Below are 14,990 nucleotides of genomic sequence, written 5' to 3'. Positions count from 1 at the left end.
GCTACCAGGACAGCTCGCTGCAGCGTCGGGCCGACTCGGTCGGCTCGACCTGCAGCGTGGCGTGCTCGATGCCGTAGGTGCCCGCCAGCAGGTTCTGCGCCTCGACCAGCACGTCGGAGTGGGTCGCGGCCGGCTCGACGGTGAGGTGCGCGGAGGCGACCTCCATGCCGGAGGTGAGCGTCCACACGTGCAGGTCGTGCACGTCGGCGACGCCGGGCAGGGCGGCCAGCTCCTCGCTGATGCGGCCGACGTCGACGCCGTGGGGGGCGTGCTGGAACAGGATCCGCAGCGCGCGGCGGGCCAGCGTCCAGGTGCGGGGGAGCACGAAGAGGCCGATGGCGACACCGATGATCGGGTCGGCGTAGCGCCAGCCGGTCGTCAGCGTGATCAGGCCGCTGAGCAGGACGCCGAACGAGCCGATCATGTCGGCCATGACCTCGAGGTAGGCGCCGCGGACGTTGATGCTCTCCTTGGCGCCGTCGCGCAGGAGCAGGAACGACACGACGTTGGCGCCCAGGCCGACGGCGGCCACGATCATCACCGGCAGGCCGGGCACCTCGGGCGGGTCGGTGATGCGGGAGATGGCCTCGTAGACCACGTACCCGGCGACGCCGAAGAGCAGCACGGCGTTGGCGAGCGCGGCGAGCACCTCGGCGCGGTAGAGGCCGAAGGTGCGGCTGAAGGTCGGCCCGCTGCGGCGGGCGAGGAGGATGGCGGCCAGCGCCATGCCGACGCCCAGCACGTCGGTGAACATGTGGGCGGCGTCGGAGATCATCGCGAGTGACGAGGTCGCGAACCCGACGGCGAACTCGAGCACCATGAACACCGCGCCGATCAGCAGCGCGGCGGTCAGCGCCTTGACGTACCGGCCGGAGGCGCCCGTCGCGGGGACCTGCCCGTGGCCGTGTCCGTGGCCCATTCACTGCCTCCCGTATCGACTACGGGGGAATATATAGTGACATGCGCATGAGTGCAATACAGGTGAGCCTAAGCTCATGTCCGACGGTACGGCGGCGGTGTCGGATGCCCAACCCCCCAACCGGGGCTTCCCGTCGGGCGGGATCGGTAACCCGCTGTCGGCGCTGGTTCGGCATGCGCTAGGCTTCTCCACGTCGCCCAGGCGATACGCCCTCGTAGCTCAGGGGATAGAGCACTGCCCTCCGGAGGCAGGTGTCGCAGGTTCGAATCCTGCCGAGGGCACCCCCAGGGGAGCGGGAAAAACCGCTCCTGACCTGCTTTTTCGCAGTCTAAGCGATCTTTCCCTATCCCCGGTTGCCTCCAGGCAAATCCGGCTGGATACGGGTGGTTCTTCCCAATGCCTTCCCGGATGATCACCGCTCCGGTGATGTGCGCCGCGGGGTGTGGCAGAGGATCTTCTCGATGCGCGCTCGGTTGGCTGCTCTTGCTGCCTGCAACCTGTCCGGGGCTCAGCTTGTGACGTGCACGAACGCGCGTCGTTCTGACAACACGATCTTCGCGTGCGTCCGGTCAGAAAGGCGTTCCGCGACTGTTTCGATCGCGAGCGCTTCCGGAAGCACTGTGGAAAATTTGAGCCCGTTCACCGCTGATTTGCTCACGTCAGGGCGGGTGAGCGGAATCGGCGTGGACAGTTCGCGGAGCAATTCGATGTTCGAGATATCTGGCAGCAGGCGTAAGGAATGATCGGTTATGCGTTGCCGCGGATCCACAATACGGGGGAGACTAGCCTGCAGGGTACGGTTGACGGCGGCGCCCGCCCAGGTCCACCACCTGAGCTCACCTGCCGACCGTCGGACCACGGTCGCGTTTTCCGCCACATGGTCGGCGTGCTTCTCACGAAGCTCGGCTAGCACAGACGCGGCTCGGCGAGTGAATCGGACCCCGGCAGGATCGGTGCCCAGCAGGACCGACTGCTGGCCGCGGGTAAGGGCGAAGGACAGGCCGCCCTCGCCACCGCCCCATCTGGCGCGGCCAGGAAGATCACTCGGCTCGACGAAACACCGCCTTCGCTTCCAGTCGACGTATCCGACCTTCCACGCGCGCCCGGCGAGCAGCAGAACCCTCGGCCCGTCATGGTCATCGGCGAGCAGGACGTCGTCCCCAACCCGGCCGATCTCCTCGCGTCCGGCGAGGACCGTGAACTCCGGTGGCGCGCTGAACACGGCGAGCAGGTCGGAGAAGTACCGTCGGCCGAACTTCTTCGCCGCCTCTGGCCCGATGAATGCCATCGCGCCATCCCGTTCCAAGTAGCCCTCAGCGAGCAGATGATCGAAAATCTCGACCCGGTGTTCGTCGAACAATGGCAGGTCGCCCCACCACTCCCTCCAGGTGTGTGTCCCGATCTTATTCTCTTGCAGGGCAAGGGCGAGCACCTGCTGTGCGGTAATGTGCCAGGGGTGCACCGGAGCCGCGATCGGCTCCACCCACCCTGCGGCCCACCGTTCGAGCAGGCCGGCGATGCTGAGCACGGCTGCTTCTTCGAGACAAAGGAAAAGGCAGTTTCGGGTGCTTCCCGGGCGACGTCCCGTCCGGCCCAGACGCTGGAGGAACGACGCCACCGTCCGTGGAGCGTCGATCTGGATCACCCGGTCGAGATCGCCAACGTCAATACCCAGTTCCAGGGTGGAGGTCGCGACGATCACGCAGTCGCGGGCTTCCGCGAAAGCCTGCTCCGATCTGCGGCGCTCGTCCGCGGAGAGCGAGGAGTGCGAGAGGAACGTGGTGACCTCGCGGGCGCGTAACGCCGCTCCGAGCTCCTCAGCACGGCGGCGGCTGTCGACGAAGACCAGCCGTTTTTCCCCTCGGTGCAGTGCAGCGACGACCGTGGCCGCGTTCTCGACCGAGCCCACATGGTCCACAGTGAGATCCGGCGCCGTCGTTGTGCCGCCGACGGGCGCCACCACAGATCGTGGCCTGGAGCGTTGTGAGCCCTGCAGCCACTCCAACAGCTCGGCCGGGTTGCCCACGGTGGCCGACAGCCCGATGCGCTGAAGCGGGCGTCCGGCGATCCGAGACAGCCGTTCGAGGACTGCGAGCAAGTGCCATCCGCGGTCGTCGCCGGCGAAGGCGTGGACCTCGTCGACCACGACCGCCCGAAGGCCGGAGAACATGCGCCGGGCGTCCACCTTAGCTGACACCAGCATTGCTTCGAGGGACTCCGGCGTGGTCAGCAGGATGTCCGGCGGTTCCCGGCGCATGCGCTCCCGTGCTCCGGAGCCGACGTCGCCGTGCCACACCTCGGCGGTTCGTCCGAGCCAGCCCGCGTAACTCGCCAACCTGGGCTGGAGGTTGTTCAGCAGCGCCCGCAGTGGGCAGATGTACAGCACCGATATACCCAGCCACGACTGCTCCTCCATGAGGCTGAGAAGTGGAAACACGGCAGCTTCGGTCTTGCCGCCTGCCGTCGGCGCCAGCAGGATCGCGTCGGAGCCGTCGAGCAGCGGATCGATCGCTTCGGCCTGCAGTGGACGCAGCTCCGGCCAGCCGAGCGTGTTGACGATGTGGTGCACCAGCGCAGGCAGCAGCCGGTCTGGCCCGGAACTCACGGGAGGTCCAGGTCGATGTCGTCCGCGTCTGCGACGGCGTTGCGTTCCTCCTCTGAGAGCTCGGAGCTCTTCACGGTCACCGGGTAGTGCACCCGAGGGTTGAATTCTTCGTGTTCGTCGACCCGGTCGAGCACGTCCTGGACGAGCTTGCGGAGGAAAACGCGCGGAACGACACCCACCCGGCCGCCCATTCGCCCGGTCACGGCCCCCGCCAGATCGTCGATGTAGGCATCGTCCACGCGCGCGGCGATCCGTTCGGGCTCCCTGGCGTCGCCGACGTAGAGGTTGCGGACGTTCCGGCCCAGCTCCCCCAGACGATCCAAGTCGAACCCGGGCAGCCGGAGCTGGACCGCGCGCGGATTGTCGAACCGGGCGTCGGTGGTGAAGTCGGTCGCGAGCCGTTGCGCCAGCGGTGGCAGGCGCTGCACGCCCTGCTGCCCGTCGAAGAATGCCGGAGTGCCGGTGATCACCAGGAACAGCCCGGGGAAGCGGCCGGTGTCGATCTCGTCCAGCAACTGCCGGAGTGCGTTGAGGCCTTTCTCCCGCACGTCACCGCGAACGCGTTGCAGGGTCTCGATCTCGTCGAGCACAACCAGCAGGCCGGGGTGGCCGCAATCCTTCAGCACGGTCAGCATGCCTTGGAGAAAACCGAGCGCGCCGAAGTGGTCGAGGTCCCCGCGTACTCCGGCAGCCCGCTTCGCGGACGCCGCTACCGACTTCTGCCCGCCCAGCCAGGCGATAACCGCTTCTCCGGTTGCGGCATCGTCGGCGCGCTTCGCGCGACGGTATCCACGGAGCGCGGAGGCGAACGCGGGGGTCGTTCTGGCTACGTCGCCCAGGCGGCGCTCCATCAGCGTGTCCACTGCTTCGGCGACGGCGTCTTCGTCATCCTCATCGACTTCGCCGGTGTCGAGGACCTCTTCTTCGAGTGTGTAGAACCAGGAGTCGATCACCGGTCGCAACGCGCTCGGCTGGTGAGTGGAGGTCGCCAGCCGCTCGGACAGCCGTCGGTACACGGTTTCGAGGCGGTGCAACGGGGTTTCGCTCTCCGAGATCTGGATCTCGCTGGTCGCCAGCCCGGCTCGCTTCGCTCGTTCGGCAAGCCAGCGCGCAAAGAACGTCTTGCCCGAGCCGTATTCACCGCGGATCGCGTGGAAGGCCGCGCCGCCGCGCTTGATCGTGTCGAGATCATCGTCAAGCGCCCTGGCGAACCGGTCGAGCCCGACCGCGAACAGGTCCAACCCGGACTGGGGGACCGTGCCGCGACGTAGCGCGTCGACGACCTCACGACGGCGTACCGCGCTGGCCGGCGTCACGGCTTATCCAACTGAAACTGCGTACGCAGCATCTCGATATTGAGCTCCACGGTCCGACCGCCATCGATGAGCTCGAACACCGGATAACTCTCGACGTTGAGCAGACGCTGAACGGTGGCGAGGAACCCGTCGATGTTCCGGGCCGCTTTGCCCGCTGTCGCGGCGATCGCGGCGAGTGACAGTTTGCCGCCCGCTTCGACAAGGCAGTCGATCACCGCGGCGATCACCTCGACGTCGGGAGCCCTGCGGACAAAAGCCTTCTGCGAGCCGAAGATCTTCGACTTGACCACTTCCTGGCCGATGCTCTGCGGCGACGCTGGAGTTGACGCGGGGGTCTCCGCCAGGAGGCGGTCGAACAGGCCGGGGCCGTCGGGAACAGACTTCGGCTTCTTGCGTGACGGTTTGGGAACTGAGGTGGTCATCTCGGTCACCGGCTCCGGGGCGTCCCACCACCACGAAGGCGTCGTCTGCTCGGGCGCGAGCCCGGTCCAGCCGCCCGGGAGCCCGTCGACCGAGGGCAACAGGACTAGGACAGGGATGCTGACCTCGGCCAGAGCCGCGCCACCGTGATAGCCCGCACGCTTCTGCGTGTATCGGAGATCTTCGCGCCACGGCAGGACGACCTTGCCGTTCCCTTCGAGAACCCGTGGACCGCGCAGTTCGACTTCGCCGTCGGCGGCCGTTCCGGTCCGCCACCGCGCGCCGTATTCGCCAGTCGCTGAGGAAGGGCCGACCGCGCGGCCACGCTCCAGTACGTGCCCGTGGTCGGAGGTCAGCACGACCGGGCGCCCGTAGCTACGTGCCTGGGTGAGCAGGGTGTTCAGATACCGGATGTCCTGGAGGCGCCAGGTCGTCCCCTCGCCCTCGCGACCGGGGCCGAGCGTGTCGTCGATGGTGTTGAGCACGACACCGATGACCTCCTCCCCGGCCAGGGCCGCGACCAGCTCGGGGTTGAGGCTCATGCCTGCTCCACCGCCGACCTCGTTCTCGTGGAACAACCGGGCTAGCTTGTGGTGCCTCTTCCAGAAGACGGCGAAGCCGTCCTTCTCCGTCGGCTGGCCACCCGCGACGGGTCTTCCACACAGTAGGGACGGCCTGCTCGCTGTGGTGATCGACGGAAACGCCGACACCGCAGCCAGCCGGGTGCCGGATGCAGGGGTAGCCTCCTGCCAGTTCGGTCGGCGCCCCAGCTCGTCGCCCAGCTGTACCGCAGCCGAGGCGCTCATGCCGTCGAGCACGACAACGACGGGTGCCGTGTTACCGGCCAGCGGGACCGCGACCGCCGTCAGCACGTCTTCGATCAGCAATGCGCCTTCCGAGAGCTGTGCGCGGGCGTGCGGTACCCACGAAACCAAGCGGTGCGAGAACTCTTCGTCGGAACCGGCGCGACGGGCGACCGCCTGCTCACAGAGGTCGTGATAGGCCCTAGCACTCACCGGCTCGACTGCCGCATCACCGGCCCACAGCACGGCGATAGCGTAGTCGACCCAGCCCCATTCGGTGACCTGCTGCCGGACGCCCACGGCCACGGACGGGACACCTGGGTCCGGTGTCGACAGCCACCGTGCCAACCGGACGGCCATGGTCGCGGTGGCCCTCTGGGAGGTCAACAGGTCGGCCAACCGATGTCGGCGGAGCTCGCCGAGTGCGAGGCTCGCCGCCTTCGGGTCGGGGAGTGCCGTGGCCAAGGCGCGAAGGCGTGCTCGCCAGGCGGAGGGGAGCAGAGTGCTGCCGGACAACGCCTCGCCGAGACCGGCTTGGCGAGCCAGCTCGTCGGCACGTTCGAGCAAGGCGAGCACGTCGTGGCATGCCTGGGAGTCCTCAGGTCCCGCCGCGGTGATCCACCGGCTCAGCGTGCCGTCGACCGCCGACGAGAAGGCTTCGACTGCATCCGAGCGGATGCTGGGGAAAAGCCCGCCGACCGACACCAGTGCGTCGCGCGGCAGGGAGGGATCAGCGAGTGCCGTGCCGACCACGCCCAGTGCCAAGGCGTCACGCCCTCGACCAGCCGAGACCAAGGTGAGCACGGTCTCCGCGGCGGGACCGAGGCGCTCGACCAGCCAGTCGCGGATGCCGTCACGTTCGGCGGTGTCCAGATCGCCCCATCGGGCCGCTCCGGCGCCCCGTGACCAGTCGAGCAGCCGGTCCAGGTCGAGGGCCGCGGCATCGACGCCGAGTCGCTGTCCGACGAGCGCGAGCAGGGCGTTGTCGTAGGTCAGCACGCCACCCCGGCGCGGCCAGCCACCCGTGGGTTCGGCGTCGAGCAGCGCCTGGACCAGCCAGCCGGACTGCCACACTCGGGGATCCAGCCGGTTGGCGCCGAACCGGAACTTCAGGATCTCGACCGGGTCGACTCGCAACAGGCCGGTGTCGAGCGCATGTCCCCGTAGGTCCCAGTCGAGCTCGTCGGGATCCACCCCGGTGGTCACCACCAGCACACCCGAGTCGGCTCCGGTTTCCTGGTAGTCCAGCCATTCGGCCGCGATACCCAGCACCGAGGGCTGGTCGGTCACGCGCACGGCCCGCTCGCCCTGCTCACCTCCGACAGGCTTCAGCCGGAACTCGGCACGTTCCCCCGGCTCATACCGGCCGTGGACGAGCACCAGGCATCGACCCGGCCGCTTGTCCAGCTCGGTTCTGTGTTGCGTGAGCAGGGACTCGATCCCCGCCCGCGTGACAAAAGGAACCCGGGCCATCAGGCTTTCCCGTCGACGACACGCCAGGAGATCTCGATCTCCTGGCCTGGGTGTTCCCTGGCGAACTCGCTCACCGACCGCCGCACGTCGTCCATCGTCTCAGCCAACTTCGCCGGAGGTGCGTCGGCCGTCATCCGGCGTGTCTGCCGGGCTTGCGGCGCGGGAGGCGGGGCCGGAGGTGGTGTCGGACCTGGGCCAGGCCCGGCGGTAGCGTCCTGAATGATCTTCATCGCGATCGGACGGAAGCCCTGCAACTTGGGGCCAAGTTGCCGCGTTCTCTCGTCGGCCTGTGCTGTCTCCGCGATATCGGTCATGAGGCGTTCGGTGCGATCCCGGATGCCGTCGGAGCGGTCGAGATACGGCCTGATCGTTCGCAGCAGCTCGAAATCGGCGCCTTCGAGCGCGCTCAGGACCTCTTGGGCCGACGAGATCGTCTTGGCCAGCGCCTCGTCGTCGTCCGGGTTCGGCAGGTGCGCCAGCGTCCTGATCAGCTTCGTCGAGTCCGTGATGCCGATCAGCTTGGCGAGCAGGTCCGCGCCTGCTCTCACCGTTATCACCCGTGGTGACGACGGTTCGATCCCGAGCTCGGAAGCATGCTTGTTCAGGGCTTCGTACAGGCGGTGCACCACCTGCTCGTGCTTGCTGACCTGCTCGATCACACCGTTGGCCAGCTTGGTGATGTTGCGGGTGAACCGGGCCGCGGGCGCGGACACACCGAGGATCGCGCCCGCCCGGGCACGGGCTGCCGCGAACTCCTCTTCACTGGGCAGCTCCTGCGCACGCAGCGCCCAGCCGGAGCCGATGTTGCCGATGTCCGGGGCATCCTGCGGGATGGTCTCGCGGATCCAGGCGCGGTCGGCGAGCAACGCGTACGTGGCGATGATCAGGTTCGCGACCGGTTTGTCGAGGCCGGCGTACTCGAGCTCGTCGAGCCAGCGCCGGATGTCGTCTACCGAGTAGTCGCCCGCGACCTGCTTCCTCGCCGCGTGCTGCTCGATGCGGGTGCGCCAGTCGTAGCTCAGCGTCAACGGCCCGTCGTGAACTTCGCCCAGCCCGAGCGGATGCACGATCTTACGCATCTGGGCGAGCTGGTTCCGCTCCAGCTCGACCCGGCCGCCCTGCTCGGCCGCCCTGGTGATCCAGTTCAGCGCGGTGCGCAGTTCACCGATAGTGACAGCCTTGCGTTCCTTCTTGGGATCGAAGTCCGGATGGTTCCGGTATTTCGCGCCGAGGATGCCGTCTGCGAGTTCGAGCACGTTGTACTCGAACGGGGCGCCGACGTGCAGTCGTGGAGCGTGCTGCGGGAACAGACTGAGTACCCGGCCGGGCTCGCCCTCGGGGTCGCGCAGGTTCGAATTGTCACCGCGGGAGAGCCCGTAGAGCTGGGCGAGCACACCGCGCAGGCTCGATGTGAGGTTCTCCTTGTGCACTTCGAGCTGGGTGCGTAGCCGGATCCGGTCCTCGGCCGACCGGTTCGCCGCGACCGCTTCGAGCCTGCCGCGCTCGAGCAGGTTGTTGATCTTCAGTAGTCGGCCGAGCTGGTTATGGCGCTGTTCGGACCAGAAGGTCGGCAGCCACACCAGGGTCAGGTGTTCGTGACCGTGCTGCTTGAGCTGCTCGACACGTTCGGCGTCCTGCCGGGGTGAGCGGTCGGGGTCGTCGAAGGGGTAGTCGACGATGAACCGGATCACCCCATCGAGGCTGGGCCGGAACTGGAAGTCCGGCATCGCCTGCGGGTCGCGGACGTTCTCGAACACGAACTCGGCAGTTCGCTTGGTGCCACGCCAGACGATCTCGCGTTCACACACGAAGTCGCCGGTGTCCTTGACACCCATCGCTTCCCAGAGTTGGCGGCGCAGCCACTTACGGCGGTTGGCGGCATCGTCCGCCTCGTTGGCATTGTCCAGCAGTGGCTCGATGTCGAGGTCGGACAGGTGCAGACTGAACACCGGGTTCTCGTCGCCGTCGCTGCGCAGTTCGCCGAACTCGGTCTTGAGGTCACCCAGCCGAGTGATTGCCAGGTCGCCCGGCTGGGCGGTGCGCGAGGTGATCGACCCGTAGTTCAGTGCGGCGAGCCGCTGGCCGGTGAGCCGGGTCAGTGCGGACACGTCGGGCGCAAGAGAGGCCAGCAGCAGGGTCTTGATCAGCCGTTCGTCGGCGACAAAGCGGGGGTCGGTGGTTGAGCCGTACTTGTTCTCCAGATAGCGGCGAACCCTGCTGTGGAAACGCTGTCCTGCCGCCGCGTCGGCGCGTAGTTTGTCGGTGAAGGCGGCGGTCGTGTCCTCGGCCAGGACGTCCCACAGATCGCCGAGCGGGATGAGGTCGCCCAGCTTCATATCAGCCCGCCGCCGGTGCAGCATGTCTTGCAGCAGTTTGAGCCCGGTGCGCTCGCGTTGGAGCGCGCCGGACAACGCCACCAGCACGTTGAGCAACGCCGGCGAGATCGGATAGACGTCGCGGAAGTCCGACCAGTCCGAGTGCGTCGCGCCGTTCGCGTCGAGCAGCGCGTCCTTGACGCTGGACTTGGTCGACTCGATGCTTTTGAAAGCCGCGTCGAGCAGGTGGGCCTTCTCCGGGCGTGGCTTGAGTACGCGCTCCTTGACGATCGCGGGGAGGTTGCGGTCCTCGAGGTTGATCGTGTCGAACCGCTCGGCGAGGTACTGGACCTGCTGTTCGAGGTTGCTGACCTCGGAGCCCATGATGTCCGAGCCGATGAGGGTGCCGAGGTCACGCTGCCGGGAGACGAAGGAGATGATCGGCACCGGCCGATCACTGTCGCCGGACTCGATCAGTTTGACCAGCTTGTTCACTTGGACGTTGACGAAGTCGCGGCGGGACAGGTATCCCTGCAGCCACAGGATCAGCTCATCGAGAAACAGCACGATGCCGTCGTAACCGAGCTGCTGCGCGTGCCTGCTGATGACGGAGAGGCCGTTCTCCAGCGGGAGGTAGGCGTCCTTGTCGCCCAGTGCGCCACGGGAGTAGGACGCCATCGGCCCGGACAGCAGCGCGGACACCAGTGCGTCCCGCCGCGGATCTCCGGGCTGGGAGCTGAACGCGTTGTCGAGTTCGACGGTGCTCCAGGTGCCGGGCGGCCCTTCGAGAGGTTCGAGGTCGGCGGGGTCGGAAAGGTCGGCGTCCTCGCCGCCGAGCATCTCCGCGAACTTGGTGTCGCCCACCGCGGCGCGCAGATTCCTGGCATCTGTGAGCATCGCGTCGGCCCGGAACACCGCGGGGACCGGTTTGCCTGGCAGGGCGTCCTGCACGTACTTGACGTAGCCGCCGAGAATCGCCGCGTCCAGGTCGACGGCTCCGATCAGGTGAAACGGCACCATGAGGAACTTGCGGCCTGCCAGCCACTCGTCGTGCTCGGCGACGACTTTTCGCAGCTCGGGTTTCTCCCGTGCTTTGTCGTTGCCGTTCAGGACCGCGTGCAGCACGGTCATGAAGTGGCTCTTACCGGAACCGTACGAGCCGTGCAGGTAGGCGGCGTGCGAGTTGCCGTCGCGCACCGCCGTGCGCAGCAGGGCGAGCGCCTGGTTGAAGGCGCCGCGGAGTTGGTCAGTGACGACGTAGTTGCCGACCAGCTCGTCGGTAGCGGTAAACCCCTTGGTCAGGTCGATCTTGAAGTCGCCCCGGTTGACCTCTTCCGGCATGTGCAGCACATCCCGGAGATAGACCTCCTCGGCCATCCTCGTCCCCTCCCTCAATCCTTCTGGCGTCCCCGCCGCGCCGGTTCCGGCCGCCAGTCGCTCAGCGCCTCGTCGGTCAGCCCATGCTTGGCCTGCTGCTGTTCGAGAACGGTCCGGAACTCCTCGGCAGGGTTCCCGCCCCACTTGGCGTCGTAGCCAGCGTGCCACTGCTTGACCCACGGCAGCAGCTCGGCCAGCCCGGCGAGCAGTGGTGTGATCTTGTCGGCCCCCCAGCCCGACTGCTCGAGCCGGTCGTTGACCACGTTGACCAGCGCGAGCGCCTGGTCCTTGTGGTCCCAGCCTGCCCAGCCCAGCAGCAGCGTCGGGTCGGCCTCCGGCCCGGCGTCCGGGTAGGAGATGAACCGCTCCTTGGGCACGTCGAGCTTGCCGCGGTGGGACCAGTAGGAGGTCTTGCGGAAGTCGGCGGAGGTGTACTTCGGCGGCACCTTGATATCGAGCCACTCACCGGTGCGGTCCTCCTCGCGCTGCTGCTCCCAGACAGATTCCCACTGCGCCCGCTTGCGCAGGCCGGTCTCCTTGTAGCGCATCGCGGCGAGATAGGGAACGTGCTCGGTGGCGATGACCTGCTCCAGCACGTCGGCCAGCGGCAGATCCCGCTTGCCGAGATGGTCGGTGGCATACAGCGCGGCGACGGAGTTGACGTCCTCGTCACCGCGCAGCAGGTCGGCGAGCTGGCTGACGGTCAATGTGCGCGGACCGGTCAGGCCGTCACGGAGGGCAAACCAGAGATCCTTGTCCTCGCACCGGTCGAGCAGCCAGGTTTCGAGAGCCCTGCGTTCCTTCTTCTCCCACGGTTCCGTTGCCCACCGGCGCTTGCACTCGGGACGCTCGATCAGCGCGATATCGCGGTGGTTGATGATCGTCTCAATCCGCTTCTCGACAACGCGTTTGTAGGCGTCGGGCCAGTGCTGTGGGAGCTCCGTGATCGGCGTCGATCCGTGCCGTTCGAACCAAGCTGTTTCGAGTTCTCCGCCCTTTATCTTACGCGCCATGACAATCTCGAAGGCGCGTTCACCGAGCTTGAGCTCCGGCACGTCGTTTGCCCGCAAGTCTTGCGCTTCGACATCAGTGAGCAGGCCGTAGAGCTGGTAAACCTCCCAGTCCAGCTCCTCCTGGAACGCAATCATTCGGCCACGGAGGTGGTTGTGTTCTGCTCTAGCCTTGTCCAGCCCTTCGCGAGTTGGCGTGGATTCTTCAACGATTGTCGTCGGCTCCTGCTGAGCAAGCTCTTGCGCCAATGAATCCAACAGGCGTCCGGACTTTAGTGGCAGATTGAAAACTAGAGGTATTTCCCCGATATTGGCAGCATTGAACGCGTATCGCTCCATCCAATCTTCGGGTTGAATTCCCCGCCCCATACCACTCCCCCCCTTGGGGAAACAGCGCTGTTTGAGCCAGAAGCAGATTGTGGACGAGTTGAGTGCTCCAAGTATCGCCAGGTGGTCATCCCCGCTCGCCTCCGCCGGCAACTTGATTACCGGCGCCGTCTGCTTGAACACCTTCCCTCCACGATCCAGCACGAAGTGGTTGTGCGTGGACACTTCCGCAAACGTTATGGACAGCAGCGTGGAGTACGCAGACGCGGTGTGTTGCATATAGTCCCACCATTCGAGACCTGCATCCTCCATGTCGCCCTGAAACGTTCGGCGCGCAGCAAGAAGTGTCCGCAATGGCCAAAGTTCTGCTTGCAACTTGGCCATGGTGAGTTCGGCGTCGTATGGATACCAAATTTTTTCATCTGGTTTTGCATGCCAGTCTCGGACGACATCACCGACCATGAGTGGTCGCAACGCCGATGTTTCGGCCACTGTCTGCAACGTACGCCGACTGGGTCGGATATAGGCTTCGTCAGCACCGGCACGAATAGCTCGACCGATCGGTTTCTTAATTTTGTTCTCAAGAGGAATCGAATTCAGTTCGATCGCGCCGACGAGTGCGCCTGCTCCGCCGCCGCCCAGTGACCAAGGGTGCATTGCCACGGCGGATCGCTCGAAATCCGAAACGGAGATCCACTCAGTTTCACTGCCTGGCTTGTGAATGTGATTAGTGATGGCTTGCCAGACGAGTCCTTGGTCGGCGTCTGCGGGGACGCCAGGTTCACCTCGGATGCCGAGTACTGCTCGGATCGTCTTGGTCGGGGGCGGTAACTGCTTGCGGCCGATCAGGATTACCGTCGGGGTGCCGTGGCCGGGGATGTAGGCGCCTGAAGTGTCGATGACGTGGGTCAGGTCGACGGTCGGGAAGAACTTCTCGACCAGCTTCTTGCCGAACTCGCGTTTCATGAATGAGTTCGCGGTGATCTGGCCGACGTAGCCGCCGCCGGAGGTGCGGGTCGCCAGGTGGAACAGGCGCTCGGCAAACGGGACCGACAGGGCGTAGGTGCCGGAGCAGGCTTTCCACCGTTCGCGGTACTTCTTGTTCTCGTTGCTGTCCTTTACCGTGATGTACGGCGGGTTTCCGACGACGACGTGATAGGAGGCCTGGGTCAGCAGGTCGCAGGAGTTGATGTACTCGGTTACGTCCTCGGCGCGGTAGGTAAACTCATCATCCGCCTCCGAGCCGAGCATGTCCATCTGCTCGCCCTTGACACCGATACCGTGCAGCAGTGAGTCGCCAACCGCAACGTTGATTGGGAACTCCCCGGCGGCCTCAAGAGTGCGCGTTCCGCCCTCCTTGAGGGCGGCGACCAAGAGGCGGAAGCGGGCGATCGACGCGGCGAAGGGGTTCTTGTCGCAGCCGTGCACCGATTCCAGGGAGCGCCGGATCAGGATCCAATCGTCCACACCTGGCGATGTGCGACGCCACTCGGCGATCAGGCGGTGGAAGATGCCCAGCAGGAAGTGGCCCGAGCCGCAAGCGGGGTCGATCGTGCGCAGGCCCTCGCGGGTGCGCTCGACTCCGCCGCCCTGGCGATGGATCTCCACGGTCGGGTCGAGGCCGAACGTCTCCAGCGCCGGCGTCAAGGTCAGGTCGAGGATGAACTCCTCGACGAACTCCGGGGTCTGCAGCAGCGCGTATGTCTTCTTAGCGTGGTCCGAGAGATCCTGGTAGAGGTCACCGAGGAAACGAGTGTTCCACGACTCGTCGGTGAAGTCATGGACGACCTCGCCGTCCGGGCCGCGGCGGCGCCAGAACGCAAGGAGTGCGCTGGCCGCCTCGAACGACGGGGTCAGTTCCCACAACGGGTTGTACCGACGGTCGAACAAGCCCGCGGCCGTCGGGTGCGCTTCCGCGAGGTGGTTGAATGCCGCTTCGAGCCAGTCGCGGTCGTTGAGATGTGGGTTGGCGCGGAAGAACGCCTCGTGCCGCTCCTGGGCGGTGGCCAACGCATCACCGGGGCCGGACAGGAACGGCTCGGGGATCAGGCAATTGTCCTCACAGAACCGCACGTAGACACAGCCGAGTAGCCAGGCAACCGCGGCCTGGGTGACCCGATCGTCACGCCAGGTCTCGTAGGTCGCGGCCGTGCGGTCCGCGTCGAGAGCCTTCTGATACTCCTCGTGCAGCGGGCCGTCGAACACCTGTTCGGCGCTGCGCTCGCGCAGATCGTCTTCCAGCATTTTCAACTGCTGCCGCAGATCTGCCAGCAGAGCGTCCTGATCGATCCCGTCCGCCACGCGCATGTGCTCCCTGTCCCTCGTGCTCACCGTGGCCTCATCGTCGCGCGGCCACTAAGCGCTACTCAACGTACCAATCCGTTATGCAAACAGGAGGGCGGATTGCCGACTAACGCAGCGCATG

6 protein-coding genes and 1 tRNA gene are annotated in these 14,990 nt (G+C 66.3%); 1 reads left to right on the top strand and 6 read right to left on the bottom strand.

Going from position 1 to position 14,990, the window contains the following annotated elements:
- Position 1: 1 nt before the first annotated feature.
- Positions 2-919, bottom strand: a complete 918-nt coding sequence (locus JYK18_RS05635) for a cation diffusion facilitator family transporter (protein WP_206801088.1) — start codon at positions 917-919, stop codon at positions 2-4.
- Positions 920-1,127: 208 nt separating this feature from the next.
- Between JYK18_RS05635 and JYK18_RS05630 the strand changes: the two genes are divergently transcribed.
- Positions 1,128-1,200: transfer RNA gene (locus JYK18_RS05630), tRNA-Arg, on the top strand.
- A 227-nt stretch (positions 1,201-1,427) separates the two neighbouring features.
- On the opposite strand, the gene JYK18_RS05625 is transcribed toward JYK18_RS05630, so the two are convergent.
- The 5 genes from JYK18_RS05625 to pglX are packed head-to-tail and all read right to left on the bottom strand — an operon-like array spanning position 1,428 to position 14,872.
- Complete coding sequence (locus JYK18_RS05625) at positions 1,428-3,524, bottom strand: DEAD/DEAH box helicase (protein WP_206801087.1); 2,097 nt, start codon at positions 3,522-3,524, stop codon at positions 1,428-1,430.
- Positions 3,521-4,840: a BREX system ATP-binding protein BrxD gene (gene brxD, locus JYK18_RS05620; RefSeq protein WP_206801086.1), complete on the bottom strand. Its 1,320-nt coding sequence runs from the start codon at positions 4,838-4,840 to the stop codon at positions 3,521-3,523. The genes JYK18_RS05625 and brxD overlap by 4 nt, the downstream gene beginning before the upstream one ends.
- On the bottom strand, positions 4,837-7,536 hold the full coding sequence (pglZ, locus tag JYK18_RS05615; protein WP_206801085.1) for a BREX-2 system phosphatase PglZ: 2,700 nt from the start codon (positions 7,534-7,536) through the stop codon (positions 4,837-4,839). The genes brxD and pglZ overlap by 4 nt, the downstream gene beginning before the upstream one ends.
- Positions 7,536-11,228 carry a DUF6079 family protein gene (locus JYK18_RS05610; RefSeq protein WP_206801084.1) on the bottom strand — a complete coding sequence of 1,231 codons (3,693 nt, stop codon included), beginning with the start codon at positions 11,226-11,228 and terminating at the stop codon, positions 7,536-7,538. The genes pglZ and JYK18_RS05610 overlap by 1 nt, the downstream gene beginning before the upstream one ends.
- A gap of 14 nt (positions 11,229-11,242) precedes the next feature.
- Positions 11,243-14,872 carry a BREX-2 system adenine-specific DNA-methyltransferase PglX gene (gene pglX, locus JYK18_RS05605; RefSeq protein WP_206801083.1) on the bottom strand — a complete coding sequence of 1,210 codons (3,630 nt, stop codon included), beginning with the start codon at positions 14,870-14,872 and terminating at the stop codon, positions 11,243-11,245.
- Positions 14,873-14,990 lie beyond the last annotated feature (118 nt).

The organism is Amycolatopsis sp. 195334CR (genome assembly GCF_017309385.1).
Lineage (GTDB): Bacteria > Actinomycetota > Actinomycetes > Mycobacteriales > Pseudonocardiaceae > Amycolatopsis.
The sequence above is the reverse complement of the archived record's forward strand: the minus strand, read 5'-3'. Positions and strand labels throughout refer to the sequence as shown.